General features: G+C 60.1%; 10 protein-coding genes. 4 read left to right on the plus strand and 6 right to left on the minus strand.

Going from position 1 to position 26,127, the window contains the following annotated elements:
* Positions 1–155 precede the first annotated feature (155 nt).
* Genes CBW65_RS23350 through CBW65_RS23360 form a run of 3 tightly spaced genes read left to right on the plus strand, consistent with a single transcriptional unit; the run spans position 156 to position 6,473 of the window.
* Complete coding sequence (locus tag CBW65_RS23350; protein ID WP_087458953.1) at positions 156–3,347, plus strand: lantibiotic dehydratase; 3,192 nt, start codon at positions 156–158, stop codon at positions 3,345–3,347.
* The gene (locus tag CBW65_RS23355; RefSeq protein WP_087458954.1) at positions 3,344–5,218 is read left to right on the plus strand and encodes an ABC transporter ATP-binding protein; all 1,875 of its coding nucleotides are present in this window, start codon (positions 3,344–3,346) and stop codon (positions 5,216–5,218) included. Before CBW65_RS23350 ends, CBW65_RS23355 begins: the two co-directional genes overlap by 4 nt.
* Positions 5,184–6,473: a lanthionine synthetase C family protein gene (locus CBW65_RS23360; RefSeq protein WP_157722150.1), complete on the plus strand. Its 1,290-nt coding sequence runs from the start codon at positions 5,184–5,186 to the stop codon at positions 6,471–6,473. The genes CBW65_RS23355 and CBW65_RS23360 overlap by 35 nt, the downstream gene beginning before the upstream one ends.
* Positions 6,474–6,517: 44 nt before the next feature.
* On the opposite strand, the gene CBW65_RS23365 is transcribed toward CBW65_RS23360, so the two are convergent.
* The 5 genes from CBW65_RS23365 to CBW65_RS23385 are packed head-to-tail and all read right to left on the minus strand — an operon-like array spanning position 6,518 to position 24,449.
* The gene (locus CBW65_RS23365; protein WP_087458956.1) at positions 6,518–9,826 is read right to left on the minus strand and encodes a non-ribosomal peptide synthetase; all 3,309 of its coding nucleotides are present in this window, start codon (positions 9,824–9,826) and stop codon (positions 6,518–6,520) included.
* Between the two features lie 5 nt (positions 9,827–9,831).
* The gene (locus tag CBW65_RS23370) at positions 9,832–13,215 is read right to left on the minus strand and encodes a non-ribosomal peptide synthetase (protein ID WP_087458957.1); all 3,384 of its coding nucleotides are present in this window, start codon (positions 13,213–13,215) and stop codon (positions 9,832–9,834) included.
* Between the two features lie 22 nt (positions 13,216–13,237).
* Positions 13,238–14,485, minus strand: coding sequence for a MupA/Atu3671 family FMN-dependent luciferase-like monooxygenase (locus tag CBW65_RS23375; protein ID WP_087458958.1), 1,248 nt, complete (start codon positions 14,483–14,485; stop codon positions 13,238–13,240).
* Positions 14,482–19,089, minus strand: a complete 4,608-nt coding sequence (locus CBW65_RS23380) for a type I polyketide synthase (protein ID WP_198299706.1) — start codon at positions 19,087–19,089, stop codon at positions 14,482–14,484. The genes CBW65_RS23375 and CBW65_RS23380 overlap by 4 nt, the downstream gene beginning before the upstream one ends.
* A gap of 5 nt (positions 19,090–19,094) precedes the next feature.
* The gene (locus CBW65_RS23385; RefSeq protein ID WP_198299707.1) at positions 19,095–24,449 is read right to left on the minus strand and encodes a non-ribosomal peptide synthetase; all 5,355 of its coding nucleotides are present in this window, start codon (positions 24,447–24,449) and stop codon (positions 19,095–19,097) included.
* Between the two features lie 241 nt (positions 24,450–24,690).
* Here CBW65_RS23385 and CBW65_RS23390 point away from each other — a divergent pair, with 241 nt between their 5' ends.
* On the plus strand, positions 24,691–24,882 hold the full coding sequence (locus CBW65_RS23390) for a hypothetical protein (protein WP_087458960.1): 192 nt from the start codon (positions 24,691–24,693) through the stop codon (positions 24,880–24,882).
* 21 nt (positions 24,883–24,903) lie between these two features.
* Here CBW65_RS23390 and CBW65_RS23395 read toward each other — a convergent pair whose 3' ends face one another.
* The gene (locus CBW65_RS23395) at positions 24,904–26,097 is read right to left on the minus strand and encodes a PQQ-binding-like beta-propeller repeat protein (RefSeq protein WP_157722151.1); all 1,194 of its coding nucleotides are present in this window, start codon (positions 26,095–26,097) and stop codon (positions 24,904–24,906) included.
* Between the last annotated feature and the right edge of the window lie 30 nt (positions 26,098–26,127).

Here is a 26,127-nt window from a genome sequence, read left to right on the forward strand (position 1 = left end):
AATATAGTACCAAATTTACCAGAAGTCAATATAAATCTTTCTATTCTGAATATAAAGGCGAAAACAAACCGTTCTTCCGTTTCCTGAAAATTGTCAATAGACTAAGCATTGAGGTATAATCTTAAAAACAACTTATTTAACGGAAGGAGATTTATATGAACTCTACCAGTACCAAGCAACAGACTCCTACGCTTGAAAAATCGTTGTTTCGGCCGCTTGATTTCTTTATGCTGCGATCTCCTGTCCTGTCCCTGGAGCTGTTCCAGCAGCTGTTCCCCCAGGATGCCGCACATGCGGTTGACCTGAGAGCGGACAGCGTGGCCAAGCTGGCCGAACTCGCCCAAGAAGGGATGATCCGCGAAGCGATCGCCATCGCCTCGCCGTCACTTTTGAATTCGCTTGCCAATTTAACTCATACATCAGATCCCCGCAAACAAGATCAGGCGGTGAAAGGCTTCCTCCGCTATCTGCTGCGGATGATGTCGCGCCCGACCCCGTTTGGCCTGTTTTCCGGCGTCACCACCGGCACGTTTGCCGAGCGGGCGCAGCTCTCTGTGCACCAGGCGCTGCGCCATCAAAAGCGCGCCCGCCCCGACATGGAATGGCTGCTGAAAGTCATTGAAAGCATCGAAGCGGACAACGCGGTCGTTCTGCAACTAAAAGTGCGCTCGAACACGATGATCTCCCTCGACGGCTCCCGCGCCAAACTCCCCTACGTCACCCGCTACGGGCAAAGAGACGATCAGGGGCGTATCTCGATGGACACCGTTTCTGTCCGCGCCACGCCGGTGCTGCACCGCGTGCTGGAAGAGACGGCCGAGCCGATCGTGCTCGCTGAGCTGCTCGCCAAGCTCGCAGCCGAATTTCAAGCCCCGCAGGAGACGGTGCAAACCTTCCTGCTCACTTTGTTCCGCCAAGAATACCTGATCTCCGAACTGCGCCCGCCGACGACGATCACTTCGCCGTTCGACTATCTGCTCGAGCGCATCGCCAGTCTGCAAGGCGTCGAGGAATTGCGCGCCAAACTGCTGGCCATCGCCGACAAACTTGCCGTCTATGACAGCCTGCCGATCGGCGAAGGCGACACGCTGTTCCTCGAACTCGTCGCCGAGATGAAAGCACTTGGCGATGTGAAGAATCCGCTCCAAGTCGACCTCGCCCTCTCTCGTGACCAGCTCACCTTGCCGTCGGCAGCGGCCGAAGAAGCGGCCAAAGCAGCATCCGTCTTGTTCCGACTCTCCGGCACCCGCGTCGGCTATCCGAGCTGGGATGGCTACCGCACAGAGTTTATGGAAAAATACGGGCCGTACCGCGAGATTCCGCTCTTGGAGCTGCTCGATGAAGACCGCGGTCTCGGCGCGCCGGCCGGCTATGAAAATCCGGCGTCACGCCGCCGCCAGGAAACGCAAAAGCGCAGCGAGGAAACGAAAAAGCGCCTCGCCCTGCAAACCAACTGGCTGGCCAAAGCCTTGGCGCAAGGGGCGATCGAAGTCGAACTGACCGACGAGATGATCGCCGAGCTTGGCAACGACGTGCAGACGGCGAAACTGCCTTCCTCGATGGAGATGTATTTCACCCTCGCCGCCACATCGCATGCGGCGCTTGAGGAAGGGGATTTCCGCCTGCACGTAGGTCCTATGGCCGGATCGGACGGCGCGGGACGGACGTTTGGCCGCTTTGTGGATCTCCTCCCCGAAGCGTCTCGCGAACAGCTCGCCTCGGTGCAGGAAGCGGAGCAGCGTCTGGCGCCCGATGCCCTTTTGGTGGAAGTGGCGTTTCTGCCGTCGGCCGGACGTGCGACCAACGTCGTGCTGACCGACCACTGCCGTCCGTATGAGATGGCGATGGGCACCAACTCCTCCAAAGACGCCGCCCACACCTTGCCGGTGTCCGACCTGGTCGTTGGCTGCACGGATGACGGTCTGTACCTGAAGTCGCGCTCGCTCGGCAAGCAGGTGATCCCCAAGGCCGGGCACATGCTCAACCCGCGCCACTCGCCGAACTTGTACCGCTTCCTGCGCGAGATCGCCTCGGAACATCAATTGATGTGGCAGCCGTTCCGCTGGGAAGTGATGGACCATGCACCGTTCCTGCCCCGCGTGCGCTACGGGCGCACGGTCTTGTTGCCAGCCGCCTGGCAGCTTAGTGAGAGCACATCCGACCTGCGCAAGAATATGCAAGATGCAGAGTGGCAAGCGAGTTTCAGCCTGTGGCGCGCGACATGGAAAGTGCCGCGCTACGTGTACCTGCTGGAAGCGGACAACCGCATCCTGCTCGATCTCGACCATCCGCTGCATCTGGAGATTTTGCAAAAAGAGTTCTCCAAAAACGAAGTCAAACTGATCGAGATGGGCGCCGGGTTCGACGAGCTGTGCATCGACTCCCCGGACGGCCTGCTTTTGAACGAAGTGGTGATCCCGCTGATCAAGGCGGACGATGCGTCCGGCTCGCGGCTGCGCATGAGCAGCCGTCCTTCGATCCCCGCCCAAGAGCGGCTGGCGCTGCCGGGCGGCTCCTGGCTGTTCGTCAAGCTCTACGGAGTCAGCGCCCGCCAGGAAGAGCTGATCGGCGGGCAGATGCGCGAGTTTTGCCGCGATGTGCAGGACAAGGGTCTTGTGCACAAGTCGTACTTCATGCGCTATGTCGATGACGGCCCGCACATCCGCCTGCGCTTCCAAGGCGAACCGCAAAGGATCGGCGCAGAGCTTATGCCCCGCCTGCACCACTGGGCGCTGGAGCTGCAAAAAGAAGGCCTGATCTCGCATCTCACCTTCGACACCTACGATCCGGAGATCGAGCGCTATGGCGGACCTCAGCTGATGAAAACGGTCGAGTCCCTGTTCGCAGCCGACAGCATCGCCACCGCGCAATGGCTGTTCGGCAAACGGTTCCAGAAGATGAGCCTGACCCTCGATCAGGTCGGCGCCGTCTCGGTGATCGATTATCTGGAAAACTTCGGCCTGTCCTTCTCCGAAGCGTTCCGCTGGCTGGATATGCGCTTCCCGCACAAAGAACAGCAAGAAGCGTTCCGCAGAGACCGCAAGCTGTTGATGTCGATCGCCAACTCGGCCGATGACTGGGGGGGTCTGCGCGCGCATCCGGAAGGCGAGGCGATCTACGCCGGGCTGCAACTCCGCCGTGACGCCGTGCGCCGCTATGCGGAAGAAGTGCGGGCGACAGGCAGCGCAGGCGAGCTGTACAACGATCCCAACAACATCATCGCCAGCGTCATCCACCTGCATCTGAACCGACTGCTCGGCACCGATCGCAAGCGGGAAAAAGGCATCATGGTGCTCGCCCGCCATAGCTTAAACGCGTTGCGCCACTTCCGGGAGGAATCCCGATGAGCACAGGCAAACCGCAAGAAGTCGTCACGCTGCGCAACGTTTTCCAAGCGTTCGTCTTCTGGCCGCGCATCTTCCGGCTGCTGTGGAGCGTCGACTCCTTCACCCTGCTGTCCCTGCTCTTTTTGCAGCTCTTGCAAGGCCTCGCCCCGGTCGCCGCGCTGCTCGTCACAACGCAGCTGATCAACTCGGTGATGCTCTCGTGGGAACAAGGAGTCAGCGTGCTCTACACGTCGTTTGCCCTGTTTGTCGGCGTCGTCGTCGTGCGGCAGCTGATCGGCCTCGTGCAGACCTATCAGGAGGGCCTGTTCCAAACCAGGCTCTCCAACAAAATCAACCAGACGATCATCGAAAAAGCGGTGGCGCTGGGCCTTGCCGATTTTGAAAACTCGGACGTGCAAGACCAGCTCAAGCGCGCCCAGCAGGAAGCGTCGTTCCGCCCGTATCAGATCATGAAGCAGATGTTTGGCGTGATCACCGGCGTCGTGACGATGGTCTCGGCGGCAGGCGTCTTGATCGCCTGGAAATGGTGGATCGCCTTTGCTTTGATGCTGATGCCGGTCGCGTCGTTCGTATCGTTTATGCGATTGTCCCAGCAGCAGTTCGAATATGAGTACCACCGCGCGCCGCTGCGCCGTGAATCGTGGTATTGGAGCTACCTGCTGACCCACGACAAGGCGGTCAAAGAAGTGCGCCTGTACCAGCTCGGCGACTATCTGCTCGGCAAATACATGGAGATCTTGAAAACGTTTTTCGCGCAGGACAAGCTCCTCGCCCGCAAACGGCTGCTGATCTCCCTGCTGTTCGAGACGATCACGCTGACCCTGACCTCGTCGATGGTGTTTCTCGTGCTGCTCGCGTCCTATACGAAGGAGATCCTGATCGGCAACCTGTTTGGCTACGTGCAGGCGATTACGCTTACGCAAAGCACGTCGCAGGCGGTCGTGCAGGGGCTGATCCAGCTCTGCCAAAACAACCTCTACATCAAGCAGCTGTTTTACTTCCTCGACCTCGATTCGACGGTGCAAAAGCCTTCCGCAAAAACCTTGCCGGAAGCGCCGCCGCTCGATACGGTCGAGTTTCGCAATGTGACGTTCCGCTATGACGGGCGCAAGGAAGACGCGCTGAAAAACGTCTCCTTCACCTTGCGGCGCGGCGAGACGCTGGCCATCGTCGGCAAAAACGGGTCGGGCAAATCCACCCTCGTCAAAGTGCTGACCGGGCTGTATCCGGGCTTCCAAGGCGAGATTTTGCTGAACGGCGAACCGGTGCAGGCGTACGATCTCGATTCGCTGCAGCGGCGCGTCGGCGTCGTGTTCCAGGATTTCATGCAGTACGAGTCGGACATGCGGCACAACATCGGATTTGGCAACCTGCCGTATCTGCAGGATGACGGAAAAATCTACGGCGCTGCCGAGCGCGCCGGGATCGACGGGCTGCTCGACGGCATGCCGCAGGGGCTGGACACCAAGCTCGGGCGCTGGCTGGCCCAAGGCTACCAGCTGTCGGGCGGCCAATGGCAGCGCGTGGCGATCGCACGGGCGTTCCTGCGGGAAGCTGACCTCTATGTGCTCGATGAGCCAAGTTCCTTTTTGGACCCGGTGGCCGAAGCGGACGTGTTCCACAAGTTTCAGCAGCTGATCAACAACCGCCTCGGCATTTTCATCTCGCACCGCTATTCATCGGTCAGGTTCGCCGACAAGATCATGGTGCTCGATCAGGGGCAGATCGTCGAGCTGGGCTCGCATGATGAGCTGATGGCGCAGGACGGCATGTATGCCGAGCTGTACAACCTGCAGGTCAGCGCCTACCTCGATGACAACAAAGGAGGAGCAGAAGATGGCAGTTCAAAAGTTGCAGTGGCAGCCGACTGAGTCGGCCGAGCTGCGTGATGAAGTTCTGCAGAAGGTGCGCTTTGCCGCCGAGCGTTTGAAAGACGCCGATCCCAATGCCAACCCAAACACGTTTCTCGGTTCGGGAGCGGCGGGGCTGTGCCTGCTGTTTGGCCAGCTCGACCGCCTGTTTCCGGAAGCAGGCTGGGATCTTGTTGGACACCAGCAACTCGTCACCATCCAGCAGCGCCTGCAGACGCAAGGTGCGCCCAACCTTTCGCTGTGGTCAGGTCTTGGCGGCATACTTCTGGCCGTCAAAGCGTTGTCACGGGACGGGCAGCGCTATCAAACGATGATCGGGAGCCTGCTGCGCTCGCTGGTCGGCTCGTTGCGGGAACAGCTGCCGGACAAACGCGCCGGGATCGCCAATGACCTCGTCATGATCGACTATGACACGATCGGCGGCATGGCCGGGGTCGGGCGGGTCTTGCTCGCTTTCGCCGACCGCGAAGAGGTGCAGGCGGCGCTTGCCGACGTGCTTCACTATCTGATCGAGCTCTGCGGCGAGAAAGAAGCGCACGGGATGCTCGTTCCGGCGTGGCACATTCACTGTCACAACCATTACCGCGACGATGAGAAAGAGTCCTTCCCCAAAGGCAGTTTCAACCTCGGACTGTCGCACGGCATCTCCGGCCCGATGGCGCTGATGAGTCTCGCCCTGCTGCAGGGCATCGAAGTGCCGGGCCAACGCGAGGCGATCCGCCGGACTGCCGATTTCGTGCAAGGCTTCCAAGTCACACATGACGGCGAGCCGCTGTGGCCGGGACGCGTCTCGTTTGACAATTGGCGGGAAGGCGTTGCGCCGACGGTTGGTGTACGCGACTCCTGGTGCTACGGCGCACCGGGCATCGGGCGGGCGGTGTGGCTGGCCGGCGCGGCGCTTGGCGATGACAGCTTGCAGGAAGCAGGCGCCGCCGCTTACCGGGGCATCGCCAAGCGCGAGGACAGCAAGCACAGCATGGACGCCCCGACGATCTGCCACGGCTGGGGCGGCCTGATGCATCTCGTGCAGCGCATGCAGGCGGACACCGGACAGCCGGAGCTGGCCGTGTGCCGCGACGATCTGGCCCGCCTCGTGCTCAGCACCTTTTCGGAAGCGCACCCCTTTGGTTTCGATGACAGCAAGCCGGTCACCGATCCCGGCCTGCTCGAAGGCGCGGCCGGCGTTGCTTTGACCCTGCTCAGCCTCGTCACAGACGAAGCGCCGGACTGGGATGCTGTGCTGATGATTTCGTAAGTGGATATAGCAAAGCCATCCCCGAGGGGATGGCTTTTTTCGTGCTATCGGGACTTGCGCCGACGGGATTCGCGGGATAACGCGACGATCTCCGGCTTGGCTTCCTGCTGTTCTGACTCGTCGATCATGCGGGCGAGGCCGCCGAGGGACGGATCATCGAACAAGCTGCGCACTTCCAGCGCCACGTTGAAATCGGCTTGGACTTGCGCGATCATCTGCATCGCAAGCAGCGAGTGTCCGCCGAGATCAAAGAAGCTGTCGTGCAATCCAACTTCGGCCACGCCGAGCAGCTGCGCCCACAAGGCGGCCAGCTTCTGCTCGGTCGGCGTCGACGGCGCGACATATTCGCGCTCGCTGCGGTTCGCAGCGAAGTCGGGAGCCGGCAGGGCCTTGCGGTCGATCTTGCCATTTGGCGTCAACGGCAGCGCGTCGAGCAGCACAAAGGCGGACGGCATCATATAGCCCGGCAGATGTTCGCCGATCCGCGCGCGCAGTTCGGCTTCCAGGCTCTCTTCGCTTTCGACCGGCACGATGTAAGCGACGAGGCGCTTGTCGCCAGGCTGAGCTTCGCGCACGGTGACGACCGCTTCCCGCACATTTTCGTACGCGATCAGTTGCGCTTCGATCTCGCCAAGCTCAATGCGGAACCCGCGCATCTTCACCTGCTGATCGATGCGGCCGAGGAACAGCAGGTTCCCGTCCGGCAGGCGGCGCGCCAGGTCGCCCGTCTTGTACATGCGGCCGTCCGGCTGGCCGCAATACGGGTCGGGCAGGAAGCGATCTTCCGTTTCTTCCGGGCGATTGAGATAGCCGCGCACCACCATGTCGCCGCCGATGTACACTTCACCGGCAGTGCCGTTTGGCACCGGCTGCAAGTTGTGGTCGAGCAGGTAGAGCGTGGTGTTGGCGACCGCTTTGCCGATCGGCGTCTGTCGCTCCGGCGCGTGCGCATCCACCACGTAGAACGTCGGTGAAATCGTCGTCTCCGTCGGGCCGTAGCCGTTGAAGATCTGCAGGCCGGGCACCTGTTGAATAATCGATCCAAGCAGCTTTTCGGAAAGCGGTTCGACGCCCGACATCATGCGGTGCAGGCTCAACGCGCCGTTCTCTTCCCCCAGCCAGTTGGCGAGGTCTTTCCACATGAACGGCGGCAGGTACGCCGAGGTGATCTCTTCGGCCTGCAGCCAACTGAAGAACGTGCGGCTGTCATAGCGCACCGCTTCCGGCACCGGATAGACGGCCGCGCCGTAGAACAGCGCCGTGAACATCTCATAGACCGAAACGTCAAAGCCGAAGCTCGTCCAGATGCTGCTTCGGTCGCCTGTGCCCAGCGGTTTGCGTTGCTGCATATCGTGGATCAGGTTGACCACGCCGCGATGCGGCACCAGAACGCCTTTTGGCTTGCCGGTGGTGCCGGAGGTGTAGATGATGTACGCCAGGCCTTCCGCCCCGGTCTGTGCGGGCAGGTTCTCACTCGGCGCTTCACTCCACGGCACCGTCTGGGCATCGAGCGCCAGCACATGCAGGCCTTCGCAAGGCAAGTCTGCCTGCATCGAGGTCTCGGTGAGCAGCACCGGCGCCGCCGCGTCTTCCAGCATGAACAGCAGGCGCTCCTGCGGGTAGGTTGGATCGAGCGGCAGATACGCCCCGCCCGTCTTCAGGACGGCGAGGATCGCCACGATGACCTCCTGCGAGCGGTCCATGTAGATCCCGACCGGCACTTCGGGGCCAGCCCCCAGCGTCAGCAGATGATGGGCCAGGCGGTTGGCTTCCGCGTTCAGCTCGCGGTAGGTGAGCGAACGTTCGCCTGATACGACAGCCACCGCATCGGGCGTCAGCATCGCCTGACGCTCAAACAAGCTGTGCAGCGTGGCGTCGCGCTCATATTCCAGCTCGTAGAATCCTTCCGCCAGCACATCGCGGCGCTCCGCTTCCGAGAGGAAGACCAGCTCGTCGATCCGGCAGTCCGGGTTTGCTGCGACCGCTGCCAGCAGGTTGCGGTAGTGCAGCCCCATCCGCTCGATCGTCACAGCGTCGAACAGGTCGGTGTTGTATTCGAACACCCCTTCCAGCCCGTCCCCATCTTCGGTCAGGAACAAAGACATATCGAATTTGGCCGTTTTGCTTTCGATCCCCATCATCGACACGGTCAGGTCGTTAAACGTAACTGTTGGCTTCGGCGCATTTTGCAGCACAAACATCGCCTGAATCAGCGGCGACACGTTCACGTCGCGGTTGGGCTGCACCTCTTCGACCAGCTTTACAAACGGCATGTCCTGATGCTCATACCCTTCCAGCGCCATCGTGCGCACGCGCTGCAAGAGCTCGCGGAACGTCGGACGCCCCGACAGGTCGGTGCGCAGGACCAGCGTGTTGGCGAGGAAGCCGATCAGCCCTTCCAGCTCAGGACGGCTGCGGTTGGCGATCGGGGTGCCGAGGATGATGTCTTCCTGCCCGGAGTAGCGGTGGAGCAGCGCTTTGTACGCCGCCAAAAGCGTCATGTACAAGGACGCTTCCTCCTGCTGTCCAAGCGCGGCGATCTGCTTCGCCACCGTCTTGTCGATGCGGAACGTGTGCATCTGCCCGCGCATCGTCTTCTCCGCCGGGTGCGGACGGTCGGCCGGCATTTGCAGCACAGGAACTTCGCCGCTCAGTTGCTTGACCCAGTAGCTGCGCAGCTTTTCGTACGTCTCCCCTTGCATCACCTCGCGCTGCCAGGCGGCAAAGTCGGCAAACTGAATTTGCAGCGGCGGCAGCGGAGACGATTTGTCATTCAGGAACGCTTCGTAGAGCGCGGCAACTTCCGCCGTAAACACGCCCATCGACCAGCCGTCCGAGACGATGTGGTGGATGGTCAGGCACAGCATATGCTCTTGTTCGGCGGTCTTCATCAGCAGGGCGCGGATCAGAGCATCCCGATCCAGCGCAAACGGCTTGACCGACTCGACGGTGAGCAGGCGGTCGACTTCTGCCGCCTGCGCCTCCCCGTCCAGTCCGGTCAGATCGACCACTTCGATGGCAAAATCCAATGTGGAGTCGATCAACTGCTTGGGCTGCCCGTTCACCGTCAAAAAGTGGGTGCGGAGCGCTTCGTGGCGTTCGATAATCTCCACGAAACATTTTTCCAGCACCGGCACGTTCAACTTTCCTTGAAAATGCACCGCCGCCGAGATGTTGTAGGACGGGTCGCTTTGATCGAGCTGGTACATAAACCACAAGCGCTGCTGGGCAAACGACAGCTTGGGCTCTTCGGCCGGATCGCGCGGCTGGATCGTCTCCGCCGCTTCCAGGTCAAACCCTTCTTCCTCCAGCAAAAGCGCTAACAGCTCATCCGCTTCGTTTTGAAATCCCATCCCGCTTACCCCCTGACCTTTTTCTTCGCTTCGAGCATCGCCCGTTTTTCTTCATCTGTCATGTTCATCAGCTTTTTACGCACGCGGGCGATCGCTTCGGCCTGACCCGGTTTTTGCTCATATTCGGTGAGCAGTTCGGCGAGTCCGGCAATCGTCGTCACGGAGAACAGCTTGGTGACCGGCACTTCGATCTGGAACGTCTCGCGGACGCGCCCGATCATCTGCATCGCATTGAGCGACTGGCCGCCGAGCTCAAAGAAGTTGCTTTGCACGCCCACTTTTGGCAGCGCCAAGATCTCGCGCCAGATGCCGGCCAGCAGGTCTTCCAGATCATTTCGCGGCTCCACATAGTCGCGCTCGTAAACCGCTTCGTCCACTTCCGGCCTCGGCAGGGCTTTTTTGTCGAGCTTGCCGTTTGGCGAGAGCGGGAATTCGTCGACGAACAGGTACGCAGTTGGGATCATCGCGTCCGGCAGACGCGTTTTCAAGAACTCGCGCAGTTCGTGGGAAGCGGTCACCTCGCCGATCAGATAGGCGACCAGGCGCTTCTGTCCTGGCGTATCTTCGCGGACGAGGACAGCCGCATGCTGGATCGACGGATGCTGCAAGAGCGCCGTTTCCACTTCGCCGGTCTCGATGCGCACACCGCTGATTTTGACTTGGTTGTCGACACGTCCCTGGTATTCCAGCGTGCCATCCGGAAGCCAGCGCACGATGTCGCCCGTCTTGTACAGACGGCCGCCGTCGGCGAGGAACGGATTGTGCTGAACAAAACGCTCTTCGTCCAACTCCGGGCGGTTCAAATACCCCCGTGTGACGCCGATGCCGCCGATGTGCAATTCGCCGTAGACGCCCACCGGCACCGGATTGAGCTGCTTGTCGAGCACATAGACCTTGATGTTGGCGATCGGGCGGCCGATCGGAACAGCGAAACGGTCATCGCCCTGCTCAAAGATGTGGTCGGTGGAAAAGACGGACGTTTCGGCCGGGCCGTAGATGTTGATCAGGTTGGTGTGCGGCATCTTTTCCAGCACGCGGTTGCGCAGCGTCGGAGAGATCGCTTCGCCGCCGAGGAACAGGTGCTTCAGCGTCGTCACTTCTTCGATGCCCGGCGTTTCGATCAGCAGGTTCATCACCGACGGAATCATCGACGTCGCGGTGATCCTCTGCTGTTTCATTTCACGGATCAAATAGACCAGATCGTGGTGTACGCCGTCTGCCCCGATGACGATGGAAGCGCCTGCCAAGAACGGCGCGAAGTACTCCAGCACCGTGCCGTCAAAGCCGACCAGCGATTTAAAATACATGCGGTCGCTTGCCGTCAGACCTGTGCGTTCGATGAGATGAAGCATCGTGTTGACCACCGAGCGATGCTCGATCATCACGCCTTTCGGGCGGCCGGTGGAACCTGACGTGTACATCACATACGCCAAACTGGTCGCTTCCGCCAGGCACGGCGGCTTCTCAGCGCTGGCTTGGGCGATCACCGCCCAGTCGCGGTCGACCGCAATCTCTTCCGCCCCGTGCTTCGGCAAGCGACCAAGCATCGACTCTTGCGTCAGCACCAGCGACATCGAGGCATCATCGAGCATTTTATCGAGGCGCTCCTGCGGGTAGCTCGACTCAAGCAGAACTTGCGTGCCGCCCGCTTTCAGAATGCCGAACATCGAGACGATCATTTCGATGGAGCGGCCCATGTAGATGCCGACCAGCGACTCATGCCCGACGCCGCGCGCTTGCAGGAAGTTGGCGAGGCGGTTGGCGCGCTCGTCCACTTCCTTGTAGGTCAAGGTCAGCTCGCCGGAGATCAGTGCCGGCGCATCAGGCGTTTTCGCCACCTGCGCTTCGAACAGCTCATGCAACACAGGACGCTCTGGACGCGGGCGTTCCGTGTTGTTCCACTCGACGAGGATCTGCTGCTCCTCTTCCGGGCTGAAAAGCGGCATCTCGGCCACTTTCAGCTCCGGATTCTCGACCACCGCTGCGATCAGGTGCATCCAGTGGCGGTTGATCTGCTCAATCGTCTCTTTGCGGAACATCGCCGGCGCATACTCGAAGAATCCGGTGATGCCTTCTTCAACTTCCATCAGGCCGATCGTCAGGTCGTATTTTGCCGTCTCCGCATCGGTCAGCTCGTATTTCAGCTCCAGATGCGGGAGTTCTAATTTGTCTTCCATCACATCGACGTAGACAAAGCTCGCTTGGAAGACCGGGTTGCGGGAACCGTCACGCGGCGGTTTCAATTCGTCAAGCAGCAGGCCAAACGGGATGTCGTTGTTCGCATACGCTTCCAGCGACACGTCTTTGACGCGGCGGAGCAGTTCGATGAACGTCATCTGCGGATCAACTTGTGCACGCAAAACGACAGAAGTCAGGAAATAGCCGATCACGCCTTCCATCTCGCTGCGGTTGCGGTTGGCAAACGGTGTGCCGACCAACAGGTCTTCCTGTCCGGTGTAGCGGTACAACAGCGCATAGTAGACCGCAAGCAGCGTCATGAACGCAGACGCTCCTTCTTTTTTCCCGATCTCTTTCAAACGGTTCGCCGTTTCCATCGGGATGTCGAGGAACACGCGCGCCCCTTTGAAATCCTGAATCGCCGGACGCGGATAGTCGGTCGGAATGTTCAGGACAAAATCAGAGCCGTCGAGCGTCTTTTTCCAGTAGTTGATCAGGTTGTCTTTCACGTCGCCGGTCAGGTACTTGCGCTGCCACTCCGAGAAGTCGGCGTAGGAGATCTGCGGCTCCGGAAGCAGGGACGGCTGGTTGTTCAGGAACGCCTTGTAGTGCGCCATCATCTCATGGAAGAAGATCGAGAAGGTCACGCGGTCGGTGACGATGTGATGCACGGTCAGCACAAACAGCCACTCGTCTTCATGCTTGCGGATCAGGTTGGTGCGCACCAAAGGCGGCACTTCCAGATCAAACGGGATCTGGATCACTTCCGACATCGCGTGTTTCGCCGCCTCTTCGCGCTCTTCGCGGGGCAGGTGTGTCAGGTCGAGCAGCTCCATCGGCACAAACAGCTCATCGTGCACGAGCTGCATCGGCTGGCCGTTGATCATCTCAAACGTGGTGCGCCACGCTTCATGGCGGCGGACGATCTCATTGAAACTCTGTTCAAAGACGGGCGCGTTCAGCGTCCCTTTCATATTGATCGCGCCATACACGTTGTAGGTCGGCTCGTCAGGGTTCATCATGTGGAAGAACCAGAGGCGCTCCTGGTCGATCGCCAGCGGGCTCGGGTTCTTGTGGCCGCGATTGGGAATGCGGTCTTTTTTCAGCATCAGTTTTTCGGCGGCCAGGTTTTTCGCCTTGGCGCGTTTTTCAAAGATGGCACGCTGCTCCGGGGTGAGCGCTGCCAGACGGTCGGACAGATTGTTTTTCATCGGGTATGACCTCCTCCAAGCCCTACAGCGTGTATTTGGCTTTCAACTTGCCCAAGTAGTTCATCGAGCTCATCACATCGTCCACCGAAATGCCGAAGTCGACCAGGCAGGCCACTTCGGTGACGCCGATGTCGATCAGGTCTTCGATCAGGCCCGAGCATTTGTCCACGGTGCCGAACAGGGAGCTTTCCGTAAAATATTTATCAAAGGCGTAGGACACGATCGCATCCTGGTCCGCTTCGGAAAAATCTTCATAGTTGCCCATCACGTTTTTCTGCTGCTTAATGAACGTTTTCAGATAGTCTTTCAGCGGGCCGCGCACTTTGTTTTTGATCTCGTCGTTCGTTTCGCCGACACAGGTGTGCACCATGACGGTGACTTTGCCCGCTTCGGGGTCGTAGCCGTGCTGGGCCAAGGTCTCGCGGTAGAGCTTGATCTTTTCTTCAAACTCGTCGAGCGTCTGGTTGGTCAGCCCGGTCAGGATGTGCGAGCCAGTCTCGGCCGCTTTGATATAAGTCTCGGGGGAGCCGTTGGTGGCGACCCAGACTTCCAGTTCGTTTTGCAGCGGGCGGGGCAGCACTTTCACCGGCTGCTCCTGCCCGTCGATGCCGGTCATCATCACCGTTTCACCGGCCCAGAGCTGTTTGATGATGTTGATGTTGTCGATCATGATCTCTTTGCGCTGGTTGTAGTAGTCGCGCGTCGGCACCGGCGCGATCAAAAAGTCGGACGGGTGCCAGCCCGAAGCAAAGGAGACGGCGGTGCGTCCGCCGGACAGGTTGTCGACGACCGCCCACTCTTCGACAAAGCGGATCGGGTGGTGCAGCGGCAGTGCGACAGAGCCGGCGCGGATCTGGATGTTTTCGGTGATCATCGCCAGCGCTGCCGAGAGCACCGACGGGTTGGGATACAGCCCGCCAAAGTCTTCAAAATGGCGCTCCGGCGTCCAGACGGCGGAGAATCCATGCTGGTCGGCGTATTTGACCGAGTCGAGCAGCATGCGGTATTTGTCCGGCTCTTCGGTCGACCCGTCGCCGGAGAAGAAGAAGATCGAGAAGTCCATGCCTTTGTCGGTCAGGCGCGGACGCTGTTTTTTAGAGACGGCCGTCTGGCCGCCTCCCATCGCCGCCAGCATGCTTTCCGGCATGGCGGTCGGTTCTTGGGAAGCGGTGACGACGGCGGTGTTCAGGCCTTTTGCTTTCATGCGCTTCTCGAGGACGGCGCGCTGCTCAGGCGTGAGATTTTTCAAACGGTCATTCAAGGAGCTCATTCGATGCCCTCCCCGGCCAAAAGTTCTGCTTCGATGTCATCTTCAGTCAGGCCTTCGATTTCGGCGAGCAAGGCTTCCAGTTCGTCGAGCTCTTCCGGCTTGAGCTGGTGGTCGGCGATGTATTGGGACAGCTCGGCGACGCTGGCCGATTCGAACAAAGCGCTCATCGGCAGGTCGATCTCAAACGTGTTGCGGATGCGCGTCACAAGCTGTACGCCAAGCAGCGAGTTGCCGCCGAGGTCGAAGAAGTTGTCGTGGATCGAGACTTGGTCGACACCAAACAGGTCTTGCCAGATCACGGCGACCTGCTCCTCCACGTCGTTGCGCGGCGCGATGTACGGGCGGTTGGCGTCGACGGTGCGGTTGCCTTTCAGGCTGTCGAAGTAGGTGGAGGCGTTCATGCCGTTGGTGTCGTCGATCACCGTTTGCAGGTCTTGGGTGGAGACGATGACATGGGTCAGCTCGCTCGCCAAAATGCGGGTGAATGCGTCCATGCCGTCTGCTGCGGAGATGCCGAACTGCTTTTGCATCTGCTGCAGCTGCGCGACCATCTCCGGCAGGATCGGCTGGCCTTGGAGCAGGTTGTCAAATTGCCACATGCCCCAGTCGATCGACAAGGTGTGCGTGCCGGTCGCTGTGCTGTGTGCGCGGGCGAACGTGTCGAGGAACGTGTTGGCCGCCGTGTTGTCGACTTGGCCAAATCCGCCGGTCACCGACAGCATGCGCGAGAAGAGGGCGAAGAAGTCGAGCTCCATCTCGCCGGTCGCCTCAGCGAGCGCCAGGGTGCCTTTTACTTTTGGAGCGAACACCGTCTCCATCGCTTCCGGCGTCTTGAGCTGGATCAGCCCCGAGCCCATCAGCTCTTCCGTGTGGAACACGCCATGCACGGTGCCAAATCGCTCCTGTGCATCGGCGAGCGCCGCCTGCAGGGCAGAGGCGTCGGTGATGTCAACGCTGTGGTAGATCAGTTCGGTTGCTTTGCCAAGTTCGAGCAAGCGGTTGATGGAAGCGGTTTGATCAGAGCTGTCGCTCGGATTATTGGCGCTATTCGATGCCGTGATGTACTCATGCCAGGTATCGCTGGCCGGGAAGTCGCTGCGGCCAATCAGAACGAGTTTTGCAGCGTGTTCCTTTGCGAGGTGTTCTGCAACGTGCAAGCCGATCTCGCCCGTTGCTCCGGTGATGACGTAGACGCCGTTTTGACGGAGGGTAGCTGCCGATGCTTCTACTTCCGAGAGCTTCACGTCATCGAAGCCTTGTACGAAGCGGTGTGTGCCGCGATAGGCGACAAGCGCTTGGTCGGACGGAGCTTGGTTCAGCTCAGCGACCAGACGGTCGGTCAGCTTGCCTGCTTTGTTCAGTTCGATGTCGATTGCACGCGCCGAAATGTTTGCGAACTCCTGCGGGATGACTTTTACAGCGCCAAGCACTGTCGCGCGCACCGGAGACAAGATCGGCTCGCCGATCACTTCCTGCAGGGAGTTGGTGATCACGGTCACTTGGAACGACTCGGTGCGGTTGTGCTCGCCGAGGGCCTGCACGAAGTTGATCATTGCGTAGAAGCCGCGCTCCTGCGCCGTCGCATAGCTTTGCTCCTCAGCGGTCAGCGACCAGAGATGCACGATGCGCGTCGGCACTTGCTCCGCCTCGACCAGCTCTTTCAGCAGTTGGCTGTACTCGCCGCGCTCCGCCGGGTTCAGCGTGTATTCCCCTTCGCCCGCTTGGGCAAACGCATCCCCGATGCGGACAGCGGTCACGTCATGACCTTGCTGCTTCAGACGCTCAGCCAGCGCTGCGCCAACACCCGTTTCGTCCTGCAGGAGCAGGAAGCGGGCCTTCTCCCCAGGCTTGGCTTGCAAAGGCGCGGTGCCTTGCCACGCCGGGATGTGGAACCAGTCGGCGAGGTTCGCCAAACGTCCGACCGGGCGCGGTGCTTGGAAGGCATTTTTGTTGAATTCCACGAAATAGCGCTGCTTCTCAAACGGATAGGTCGGCAGATGCAGACGACGGCGGGACGCACCAGCATACAGCGACGCCAGATCAACTTCCACACCGTGCAGCCACAGCTGCCCAAGCGCGGTCAGGAAGAAGGCGTCATCCGCCTGCGCTTCGTCGCGATGGCGCGTCGAGGACAAGACGACCGCCGCTGCGTCGGTGCCTTGCAGCGACTGCTTAACTACAGTGCCAAGCGAGCGCCCCGGACCCACTTCCAGCAAAATGCGGCCCGGCTGCTCCACCAGTGCTGCCACGTTGTCGCCAAAGCGGACCGCCTGGCGCAGATGGCGCACGTAGTAGCCCGGGTCGGTCGCCTCTTCCGCTGTGATCCACGTCCCGGACACATTGGAGAGATAAGGCAGGACCGGCGCGTGCAGCTCCACTTTTGCCACTTCCGCCGCGTATTGCTCCAGGATCGGCTCCATCATCGCCGAGTGGAACGCATGCGACGTGTCGAGGCGTTTGAAGTGCAGCTCTTTCTGCCCCAACTCCCCTTCCAACTGCTCGATCGCCGCAGTTGGTCCGGCCACAACGGTCGCTTTCGGGCCGTTCACGCCCGCGATGGAAAGTTCGGACGGGAGCATCGCCGCCACGTCCGCTTCCGGGAGCGGAATCGCCAGCATCGAGCCCGGCTCCATCGCTTGCATCAGGCGTCCGCGCGCGGCGACAAGCGGCAGCGCTTCGTCCACGCTCATCACACCGGCCAGCGTCGCAGCCACATATTCGCCGATCGAATGCCCGATCATCGCTTCCGGCTGCACACCTCGCGACAGCCACAATTGCGCCAGCGCGTATTCAAAAACAAACAGGGACGGCTGCGTGTATTGCGTCTGGTTTAGCAGCGCCTGCGCTTCTTCTTCATTGCCTTCAGCCGGGAAGAACAAGTCGCGCAGATCGAGGCCGAGGTGCGGTTTTAACAGCTGAGCCGCGCGGTCGATCTCTTCCTTAAAGACTGCTTCCGTCTCATACAGCCCGCGGCCCATGTTCGCGTACTGCGAGCCTTGCCCGGAGAACAGGAACGCCACCGACGGCGTGTGATTGGTGGTCAGGCTGTTGCTCTGTACCTGCTTCGGATCGAGTTCACGCAGCGCTTTGACCGCCTGTTCCGAGTCGGTCGCCACCACGATGCGGCGGTGATTATAGGCAGCGCGGCCCGTCTGCAGCGTGTAGGCCACGTCCGACAGGTTCAGTTCCGCATTCGCTTCCAAATGCTGAGCCAGATTGTCAGTCAGCGATTCGAGAGCTGTTGATGTTTTCGCCGACAGCACCAGCAGATTGCGGTCGTTCGCTTTCGCCGACGCTTCCGTCGCCGGAGCTTCTTCCAGAATCACATGGGCGTTTGTGCCGCCGATGCCAAACGAAGAGACGCCCGCACGGCGCGGGGTGTCACCCGGCACGTTCCAGTCGCGCAGCTCGGCGTTGACATAGAACGGGGAGTTGGCAAAGTCGATTTTCGGGTTCGGATTTTCAAAATGCAGGCTTGGCGGCAGTTGCTTGTGCTGCAAAGACAACACCGTTTTGATCAGACCGGTCACGCCTGCCGCCGCATCGAGATGCCCGACATTCGTTTTGACCGAACCAAGCGCGCAGTAGCCCTTTTCCTCCGTGCTCATGCGGAAGGCTTGGGTCAGCGCGGAGACCTCAATCGGGTCGCCAAGCGCTGTGCCGGTGCCGTGCGCTTCGATATAGGTGATCGTCGCCGGGTCGATGTCGGCGATCGCAATTGCCTGGGAAATGACCGCTTCCTGGCGGTCGACGCTCGGTGCGGTGTAGCCGACTTTGTTCGAGCCGTCGTTGTTGATCGCCGACGCGCGGATCACGGCGTAGATTTCGTCGCCGTCTTCGATCGCATCTTCCAATCGCTTCAGGAGCACCACACCGCCGCCGTTGCCGACGACCATGCCGGCCGAGTTTTCATCAAAAGCACGGCAATGGCCGTCCGGGGAGAAGATGCCCCCTTCCTGCCACAGGTAGCCCGCCTTTTGCGGGAATTTAACCGCCACGCCGCCCGCGAGCGCCATGTCCGATTCGTAGGTCAGCAGGCTCTGGCAAGCCATATGCACCGCCACCAACGAGGTCGAGCAGGCCGTCTGCACGGTCACCGCCGGGCCTTGCAAGTTCAGCTTGTACGAGATGCGCGTCGCCAGGAAGTCATGGTCGTTGCCGATGCCCGCCTGGTAGGAGCCGACCGCATTGACGATCTCCGGATTCGACATCAGGTTCTGCATGTAGGTGTTGCGGCCCACGCCGCCAAACACGGCGATGCGCCCGTCATACGAACGGCCGTCATAGCCGCTGTCTTCCAGCGCTTCATAAGCGCATTCGAGGAAAATGCGGTGCTGCGGGTCGGTCGTCTCCGCTTCCCGTTTGATCATGTCAAAAAACGCCGCGTCAAACTCCTCTGCACCTTGGAGCGGTGCGCCGGCCTGCACATAGTTGGGATCTTCGCGGTTGATGTTCCCTGCTTCCACTTCGTCATCGGAAAGGGGGCGGATCGATTCCACCCCGTTTTTCAAGTTCTCCCAAAATTCACGGGTGTTGTTCGCGCCCGGAAAACGGCCGGACATCCCGATAATGGCAATCCCTTGCAAATCCAACATCTCACTCATCTCTTTTACTTCCTCCGATCTTTGAGCAGCTGTTTGCGTTTGTTCAGCGCTTCCCGCTGCTTGCTGGCTTGATCACGGATCTCCTGAATAGAAGGCTTGGCGGCAGTTTCCTGTTGCAAAAATTTGACCAGCGCCGAGACGGTCGGATACTTGAACATCTCGACGACAGAGAATTCGCGTTGCATCTCCTGCTGGAGCTTTTCATGAACTTTGACCATCAGCAGCGAATGCCCGCCAAGGTCAAAGAAGTTGTCGTGCACGCCGATCTTGTCCACGCCAAGCACTTCCTGCCAAATCGCCGTCACTTGCTGCTCCAGCTCGGAGCCGGGCGCAACATAGACGCTTTCCACTGCGCGTGCGCCGTCCGGTGCGGGCAAGAGGTTGCGGTCGATTTTGCCGTTTGGCGTGAGCGGAAACTCCGGCAGCAGGACGAACGCGGACGGCACCATGTAGTCGGGCAAAGCCGCTTTTAAGGCATGGCGCAGGTCGGGCACGGTGACGGCCGCATTGGGTTTCGTTGTGACATAAGCGACGAGGCGCTTCTGTCCCGGTTGGTCCTCGCGGGCGATGACGACGCCGTTTTCCACACCTTCGTGAGAGTTCAACAGCGCTTCGATCTCATCGAGCTCGATGCGGAAACCGCGCACTTTCACCTGATGGTCGAGGCGGCCGAGGTATTCGATCGTGCCGTCCGCCTGCCAGCGCACCAGATCGCCGGAGCGGTACAGTCTGGCGTCGCCGGTGCGGAAGGGGTGCGGGACAAATTTTTCAGAAGTCAGCTCCGGGCGGTTCAGATAGCCGCGGGCAAGCATCGCGCCGCCGATGTACAGTTCGCCCGGCACACCGAGCGGCACCGGCTGGCCGTGAGGGTCGAGGATGTAAACTTCAACGTTTTGGTTCGGGCGTCCGATGTGGACAGCGCTGTCCTTCGTCAGCACGGCATGCGTGGTGCAGACGGTGTTTTCCGTCGGGCCGTAGCCGTTGACGAAGCGGCGTCCTCCGGCCGTCCAGCGTTCGACGATCTCTTTCGTGCAAGCTTCCCCGGCGGAGATCACCGTGCGCAGATGCGGCAAATGGTCGCTCGGCAGCATCGCCAGCACCGACGGCGGCAAGGTGGCGTTGTGGATCTGCTTGTCGTTGAGCAGATTCAAGAGCGCCGGACCCGGCAGCAAGTCGTTTTTGTCGGCGAGGACGAGCGTGCCTCCTGCGGCCAAGACGGTGAACACTTCGGAGACCGATGCATCAAACGAGAAAGAGGCAAACTGCAGGACGCGGGTGTTTCCGTCGATCACAAAGGCGTCTTGCAGCACGTGCACGAGATTAAACAACCCTGCATGTTCAAGCAGCACGCCTTTGGGCTTCCCGGTGGAGCCGGACGTGTAGATGACATAGGCCAGGCTGTTTGGCGTGGCGCTGGCTGCCGGATTGTCACAGCTGGCACCTGCGATCTGCGGCCAGTCGGCATCGAGCAGAATCTGCTGAAGGCTGTGCTTCGGCAGCTGCTCGGCGAGATGCTGCTGGGTAAGCAGGATCGCGGCACCGGAGTCTTCGAGCATGAAGGACAGTCGTTCGCTCGGGTAGGCCGGGTCGAGCGGCAGGTACGCTCCGCCCGCTTTGAGAATGCCAAACATGGCGACAACCATCTCGACCGATCGCTCGACGGAGACGGCGACCAGCGTTTCTGCTGTCACGCCTGCTTGTTGCAAATAGTGGGCGAGCTGGTTGGCACGCTCGTTCAGTTCGGCGTAGGTCAGTTTGACATCGCCCAGTTCGAGCGCCGTTTTGTCGGGCTGCTGTGCCGCTTTTTGCGTGAACAGCTGATGAGCGCAAATCGGTTGGCCAAAATCGGCGGTGGTCGCATTCCACTCCTTGAGCAGCAGCTGTTCTTCTTCTGCCGTCAAGAGTGCGGCATCGGCCAGCGGTTCGAGCGGCGCAGAGGTCAGCCCGTGCAGGAGCGTGGTGAAGTGACCGCTCATCCGCGCTACGGTGGAGAGGTCGAACAGGTCGGCGTTGTAGTCGAAGGAGGCGGAAAGTTCGCCGTCCACTTCGGCCAGAGTCAGGATCAGGTCGTATTGGACATGCGTCTGCCCGAGGCGCAGCGACTCCATCGGCAGGTCGCCGCCAAGTTTCGCGCCCGGCTCGTTGAGGGCAAAGGCGGTCAGGCCTTCGCGGTCGAGCAGGTGCGATTTTTGCAGGACGAAAAACGCCTGGAACAGCGGCGAGACGCTGGGGTCGCGCTGCGGGTGAAGTTTTTCAACGAGCAGAGAGAACGGATACTCCTGATGGTCGAGCGCACCCAGCACCGTGCGGCGCATCTCTTCTGTAAACGCCGCAAACGTCTGCCCGTTTTGGAACCGCCCGCGCAGGACGATCGGATTAACAAAGTAGCCAAGCGTGCCCGCATCTTTGGCCGACGTGCGCCCTGCTGCCGGAGAGCCGACGAGGATGTCCTCCTGGCCGGAATAGCGGTGCAGGAGCACTTGATAGACGGCAAGCAAAGCGGTGTAAAGTGTGGTGTTATGGGCTTTGGCGAACGCTTTGACGTGTTCGGTCAACGCGGTGCCAAGGCGGAACACGTGCGAAGCCCCGTTAAACGTCTGCACCGGCGGGCGCGGACGGTCGGTCGGCAGGTTGAGCACAGGCAGTTGGCCGGACAGCTGCTGCTGCCAGTAGCTGAAGAGCTTCTCGCCTTTTGCGCCGCTCAGCATCTCCGCTTGTTTGTGGACGTACGTGCCGTAGCTTTGCGCTTCGGTGACGATTGCTGCCGGGGTGCCTTTTGTCAGCGCTTGATAGAGGTCGCGCAGTTCGGCGGTGAGCTGGCCCAGCGACCAGAAGTCGGTGATGATGTGGTGCATCGAAAGCAGCAGCACATGCTCTGCGGCCGACTGTGTAAAGACGTGGACGCGCCACAGCGGCCCTTTTGCCAAATCGAACGGGGAGTTCGCTTCGGAGGTGATGCGCTGCTCCAATTGCGCGGCGCTCCACCCTGCCGTATTTTCGACTGCAAAAAGGAAGTTGGGCTGCTCCTGCACGAGCTGCAAGGGTTCGCCGTTGTGCAGCTCAATGCGGGTGCGCAACTGCGGATGGCGTTCGGAGAGGATCGTGAACGCCGCTTGCAAAGCCTGTGTGTCCAATGCGGCCGGAATTTTGACGGCGCGCGAAACGTTGTATGCGGAACTGTCCGGAGCGATGCGCTGCATGAACCAGAGCGAGCGCTGGCCGTAGGACAGCGGGAATTCGGTTAGGGAAGCGGATGCGTTTGCCGCTTGATGCCGCTCCGCGTCTTCTGCTGTTTCGCCGAGCTTGACCAGCACTTCGGTCGCCAGTTCGGTGATGCTTGGGCCGTCGAGCAGGGTGGTCAGCGAGAGTTCGGTGTGGAACGTCTCTTCCACTTCGTTTTTCAGCTCGACCGCCATCAGCGAATCGAGACCCAGCACGTTCAGCGACTGGCAGCGGTCGATCTGCGCCGGGTGCACTTTTAACACGGCGGCCGATTTGGCCAGCAGGTAGTTCTCCAGCGCGATCAGGCGCTCGCTTTCCGTTAGCGTAAGCAGGCAGTCGCGGTCGAGCGTGCCGAAGTCAAAGCCAGTTTTTTGCGGCTGAGTTGTGCTTTCCTCAGCAACCGGCGCACTTTGGCCAAGCACATCCGCGTGCAGCACGTCCAGCGTGCCGTCGAGGAAGCGCTGGCGGCAGGCGTGGCGCTGGATCTTGCCGCTGGAGGTCTTGGGAATGCTCGCCGGTTTGATCAGGACGACGCCGTACGTCTGCAGCTCATGGTGCTCGGCTACTCCTTGGCGAATCGAAGCAGTGACTTCGGCAAGATTGCCTTTGCGGTGGGCGCGCTCGACTTCGGTGACAACGACGAGCCGCTCTTCCCCGTCCACCTCGACAGAAAACGCCGCGACCGCTCCGGCCGGAACGGCAAGGTGCGCTTCCGATACGGTAAACTCAACATCCTGCGGGTAATGGTTGCGCCCGCGGATGATGATCAGGTCTTTTAGGCGGCCGGTGACGAACAGTTCCCCTTCTACTAAGAAACCGAGGTCGCCGGTGCGCAGAAACGGCCCTTCGCCCATCGCGAGGCGAGCACCAAACGTCTCTTCCGTTTTTTCAGGAGCTTCCCAGTAGCCTTGGGCGACGCTCGGGCCGCTGACCCAGATCTCGCCGACTTCATCTTCCGCGCAGACGGCAAACGTTTCCGGGTTGACGATCAGCACGCGCTGGTCGGTGCGCTCCGGGCTGCCGCAGCCGACGAGGAGCCGCGCTTGGTCGGTGCGCTGCGGCGCATGCCGGACTTTATTTTGTTCAAGCGCTTCGCCGTCCAAAGCAAGCGTGACCGGAGCGGTCAATTTGACGCCGCCGGTGACGAACAGCGTTCCTTCGGCGAGGCCGTAGCAAGGGTAAAACGCCTCTTTGCGGAATCCGCAAGGGGCAAAGAAATCGGAGAAGCGCTCCAGCGTCTCCGGGCGGATCGGTTCTGCGCCGGTGAACGCTGTCTCCCAGCGGGAGAGATCGAGACTGTCGCGCTGCTCCGGGGTAATTTTTTGCACGCAAAGATCGTAGGCAAAGTTCGGCCCGCCCCCCAGCGTTGCGCCGAGGCGGGAGATGGTTTCCAGCCAGCGCAACGGCTTTTGGATAAAGGAGACGGGCGGCATCAGGGTCATCTCGTACCCGCCGTACAGCGGCTGCAGCACCCCGCCGATCAGCCCCATATCATGGAACGGAGGCAGCCAGAGCACGCCTTTCGTTCCGTCGGCGATGCCGAAGTTCTGATGGATCAGGCCGAGGTTGTGCAGCAGATTGCCGTGGGTGAGCATGACGCCTTTCGGAGCGGACGTCGAGCCGGACGTGTACTGCAAGAAAGCCAGGGACGATGCATCGGTGCCGGGGTGTTGCCAGGAAAGGGCAAGCGACCCGTCAAGATGATCGGTGGCGATCAGGCGCAGGGTTTGCAGTCCGGGTGTTTCGTGGTGGCGGCGCTCGAAGCTTTTGTAAATTTCGTCGGTGGTCAAAGCAAACGTGGCTTGAGCGTCAGAAGCGACCGCGACGAGACGGGACAGGTTGCCGTTTTGGCGCGGCGGATAGGCGGGCACAGCGACCACGCCCGCGTACAGGCAGCCAAAGAAGGCGACCACATACTCCGGCCCCGGCGGATACAAGAGCAGCGCGCGCTCTCCGGCCGCTCCCATGCTTTGCAAAAGAGCGCCCAGCGCGCGGGCTTTTAGATCAAGCAAAGCGTAGGAATACTCCACTTGTTCGTCTTCAATCAGAAAGCGATACGCAAGTTGGCTTGGCTGCTCCTGCGCTCTGTAGCGCAGCAGATCCACGAGCGTGGCAGACAATACCTGCGTTTCGAGCATGAGTAGTTCCTCCAGTCCTAAGGTTTCCATAATTTTCTACATTTATAAGTTTCTTAACTTACTTCAATAAGTTACAATCTATAATCCCTATTCGCTAGTAACAGTAACAATCCTGCCTAAATTTTAGAATTGCAGGTAGCATGATTTATTGTGATTGTTGCTGCAATCAAATCTATTGGAAAGTTTAATGAGAAGGTATGAGCGGGGACGTGAAGAAGTATGAAACAGAGGTGATGTTTTCGTGAATCGGTTTCATTGCTGTGCGACCTGCCAGCATTATGCGGTCGTTGCGACGGATGGAAAAAGGAAGAGCAAGTGCGCCCGCTTGGGATTTGATACGCAGCCGAAGTTCCAGTTTGACTGCTGGAACCCGAAGGAAAATGTGCGGAAGTTGATGGAGCGGGAAAAAGGAAAAGACTCCTCGGGTGCGTGAGGAGTCTTTTTTTTTTGGCGTTTAGCGCTTGGCAAGCGGTGCTGCCAAAGCTTTCGACGTTTTTTCATACGGGATGCTCTTGAGCGCGCCGTCCAGCCCTTCGGTCAGCGCGGTCGGGTAGCCGAGGCGAACGAGGTAGTAGTCGCGATTGGTTTGGGCGAACGTCTCGGTGTAGCCGCCGAGGATGTAGCCGCCGTCCGAAGTTTGGTGGATCGAGTTGGCCAGTTCGCCGAGGGCGCCGCCGTACGATTGCTGCCATTGCAGGGCGCCATAGGCGTCCGTTTTCACCGCGTACATGTCGAAGTCGGTGGTGGAGAAGGAGTAGTAGCCGCCGAGGATATAACCGCCGTCTGCCGTTTGCTCGGCCGTATAGCCGTAGTCGCTGCCGGTGCCGCCGTAGGTGCGCTGCCAGGTCAGGTTGCCGAGCATGTCCGTTTTGACGAGGTAGGCATCACCGTCTGTGCTGTACTCATAACGCCCGCCGATGATGAAGCCGCCGTCGCTCGTCTGCTGGACGGAGTAGCCCATGTCGGTTTTGGTGCTGCCGTATGTCTTATACCACTTCTGGTTGCCGTTGGCGTCCGTGCGGATCAGGTAGACGTTGCTGTTGTACAGCTCGTTTGAATACGTCCACGTGGTGCCGACGACGACGTAGCCTCCGTCTGTGGTCTGCTGAACCGAACCCGATTCCCCGGCGATATCCGTCTTCGCGCCGCCGAAGTTTTTTTCCCAGATCGAGTTGCCGCCCGCATCTGTCTTCATCAGGAACACGTTATCACTGGCCCCGGCCACATAGAGATTCCCCGATACGATAAATCCGCCGTCCGCCGTCTTATTCACCGACATCAGATCGGCCCCGCTGGCGAATGTCTTCTGCCAGAGCACGTTGCCCGCCGCATCCAGCTTGGCCATAAAGCCGTTATCGCCGACCAAAATATAGCCGCCGTCTGCCGTCACGTTCAGATCGCGTGCCAGCACAGGCAGGTTCACCGCCCACTCGATCCCCGCGTTACCATCCATCTTCACCACATCGCCATCAATCCCGTACCCGATCAGACCGCCGTCTGCCGTTTCAAAAACATCCCCAAACGCCTCGTATCCACCGCCGTCATACGCCGCATGCCACAGCAGCGTCGGTTCCCCCGCCGCCAGCGCGGTTCCCGCTCCCAACAACATCCCGCCAGCAAGAGTAGCAGCAACAATTTTCTTAATCATGATAATTCCATATTTAATCAATACCAAACT

This window comes from Tumebacillus avium, from assembly GCF_002162355.1.
In the GTDB taxonomy this organism is placed as follows: Bacteria; Bacillota; Bacilli; order Tumebacillales; family Tumebacillaceae; genus Tumebacillus_A; species Tumebacillus_A avium.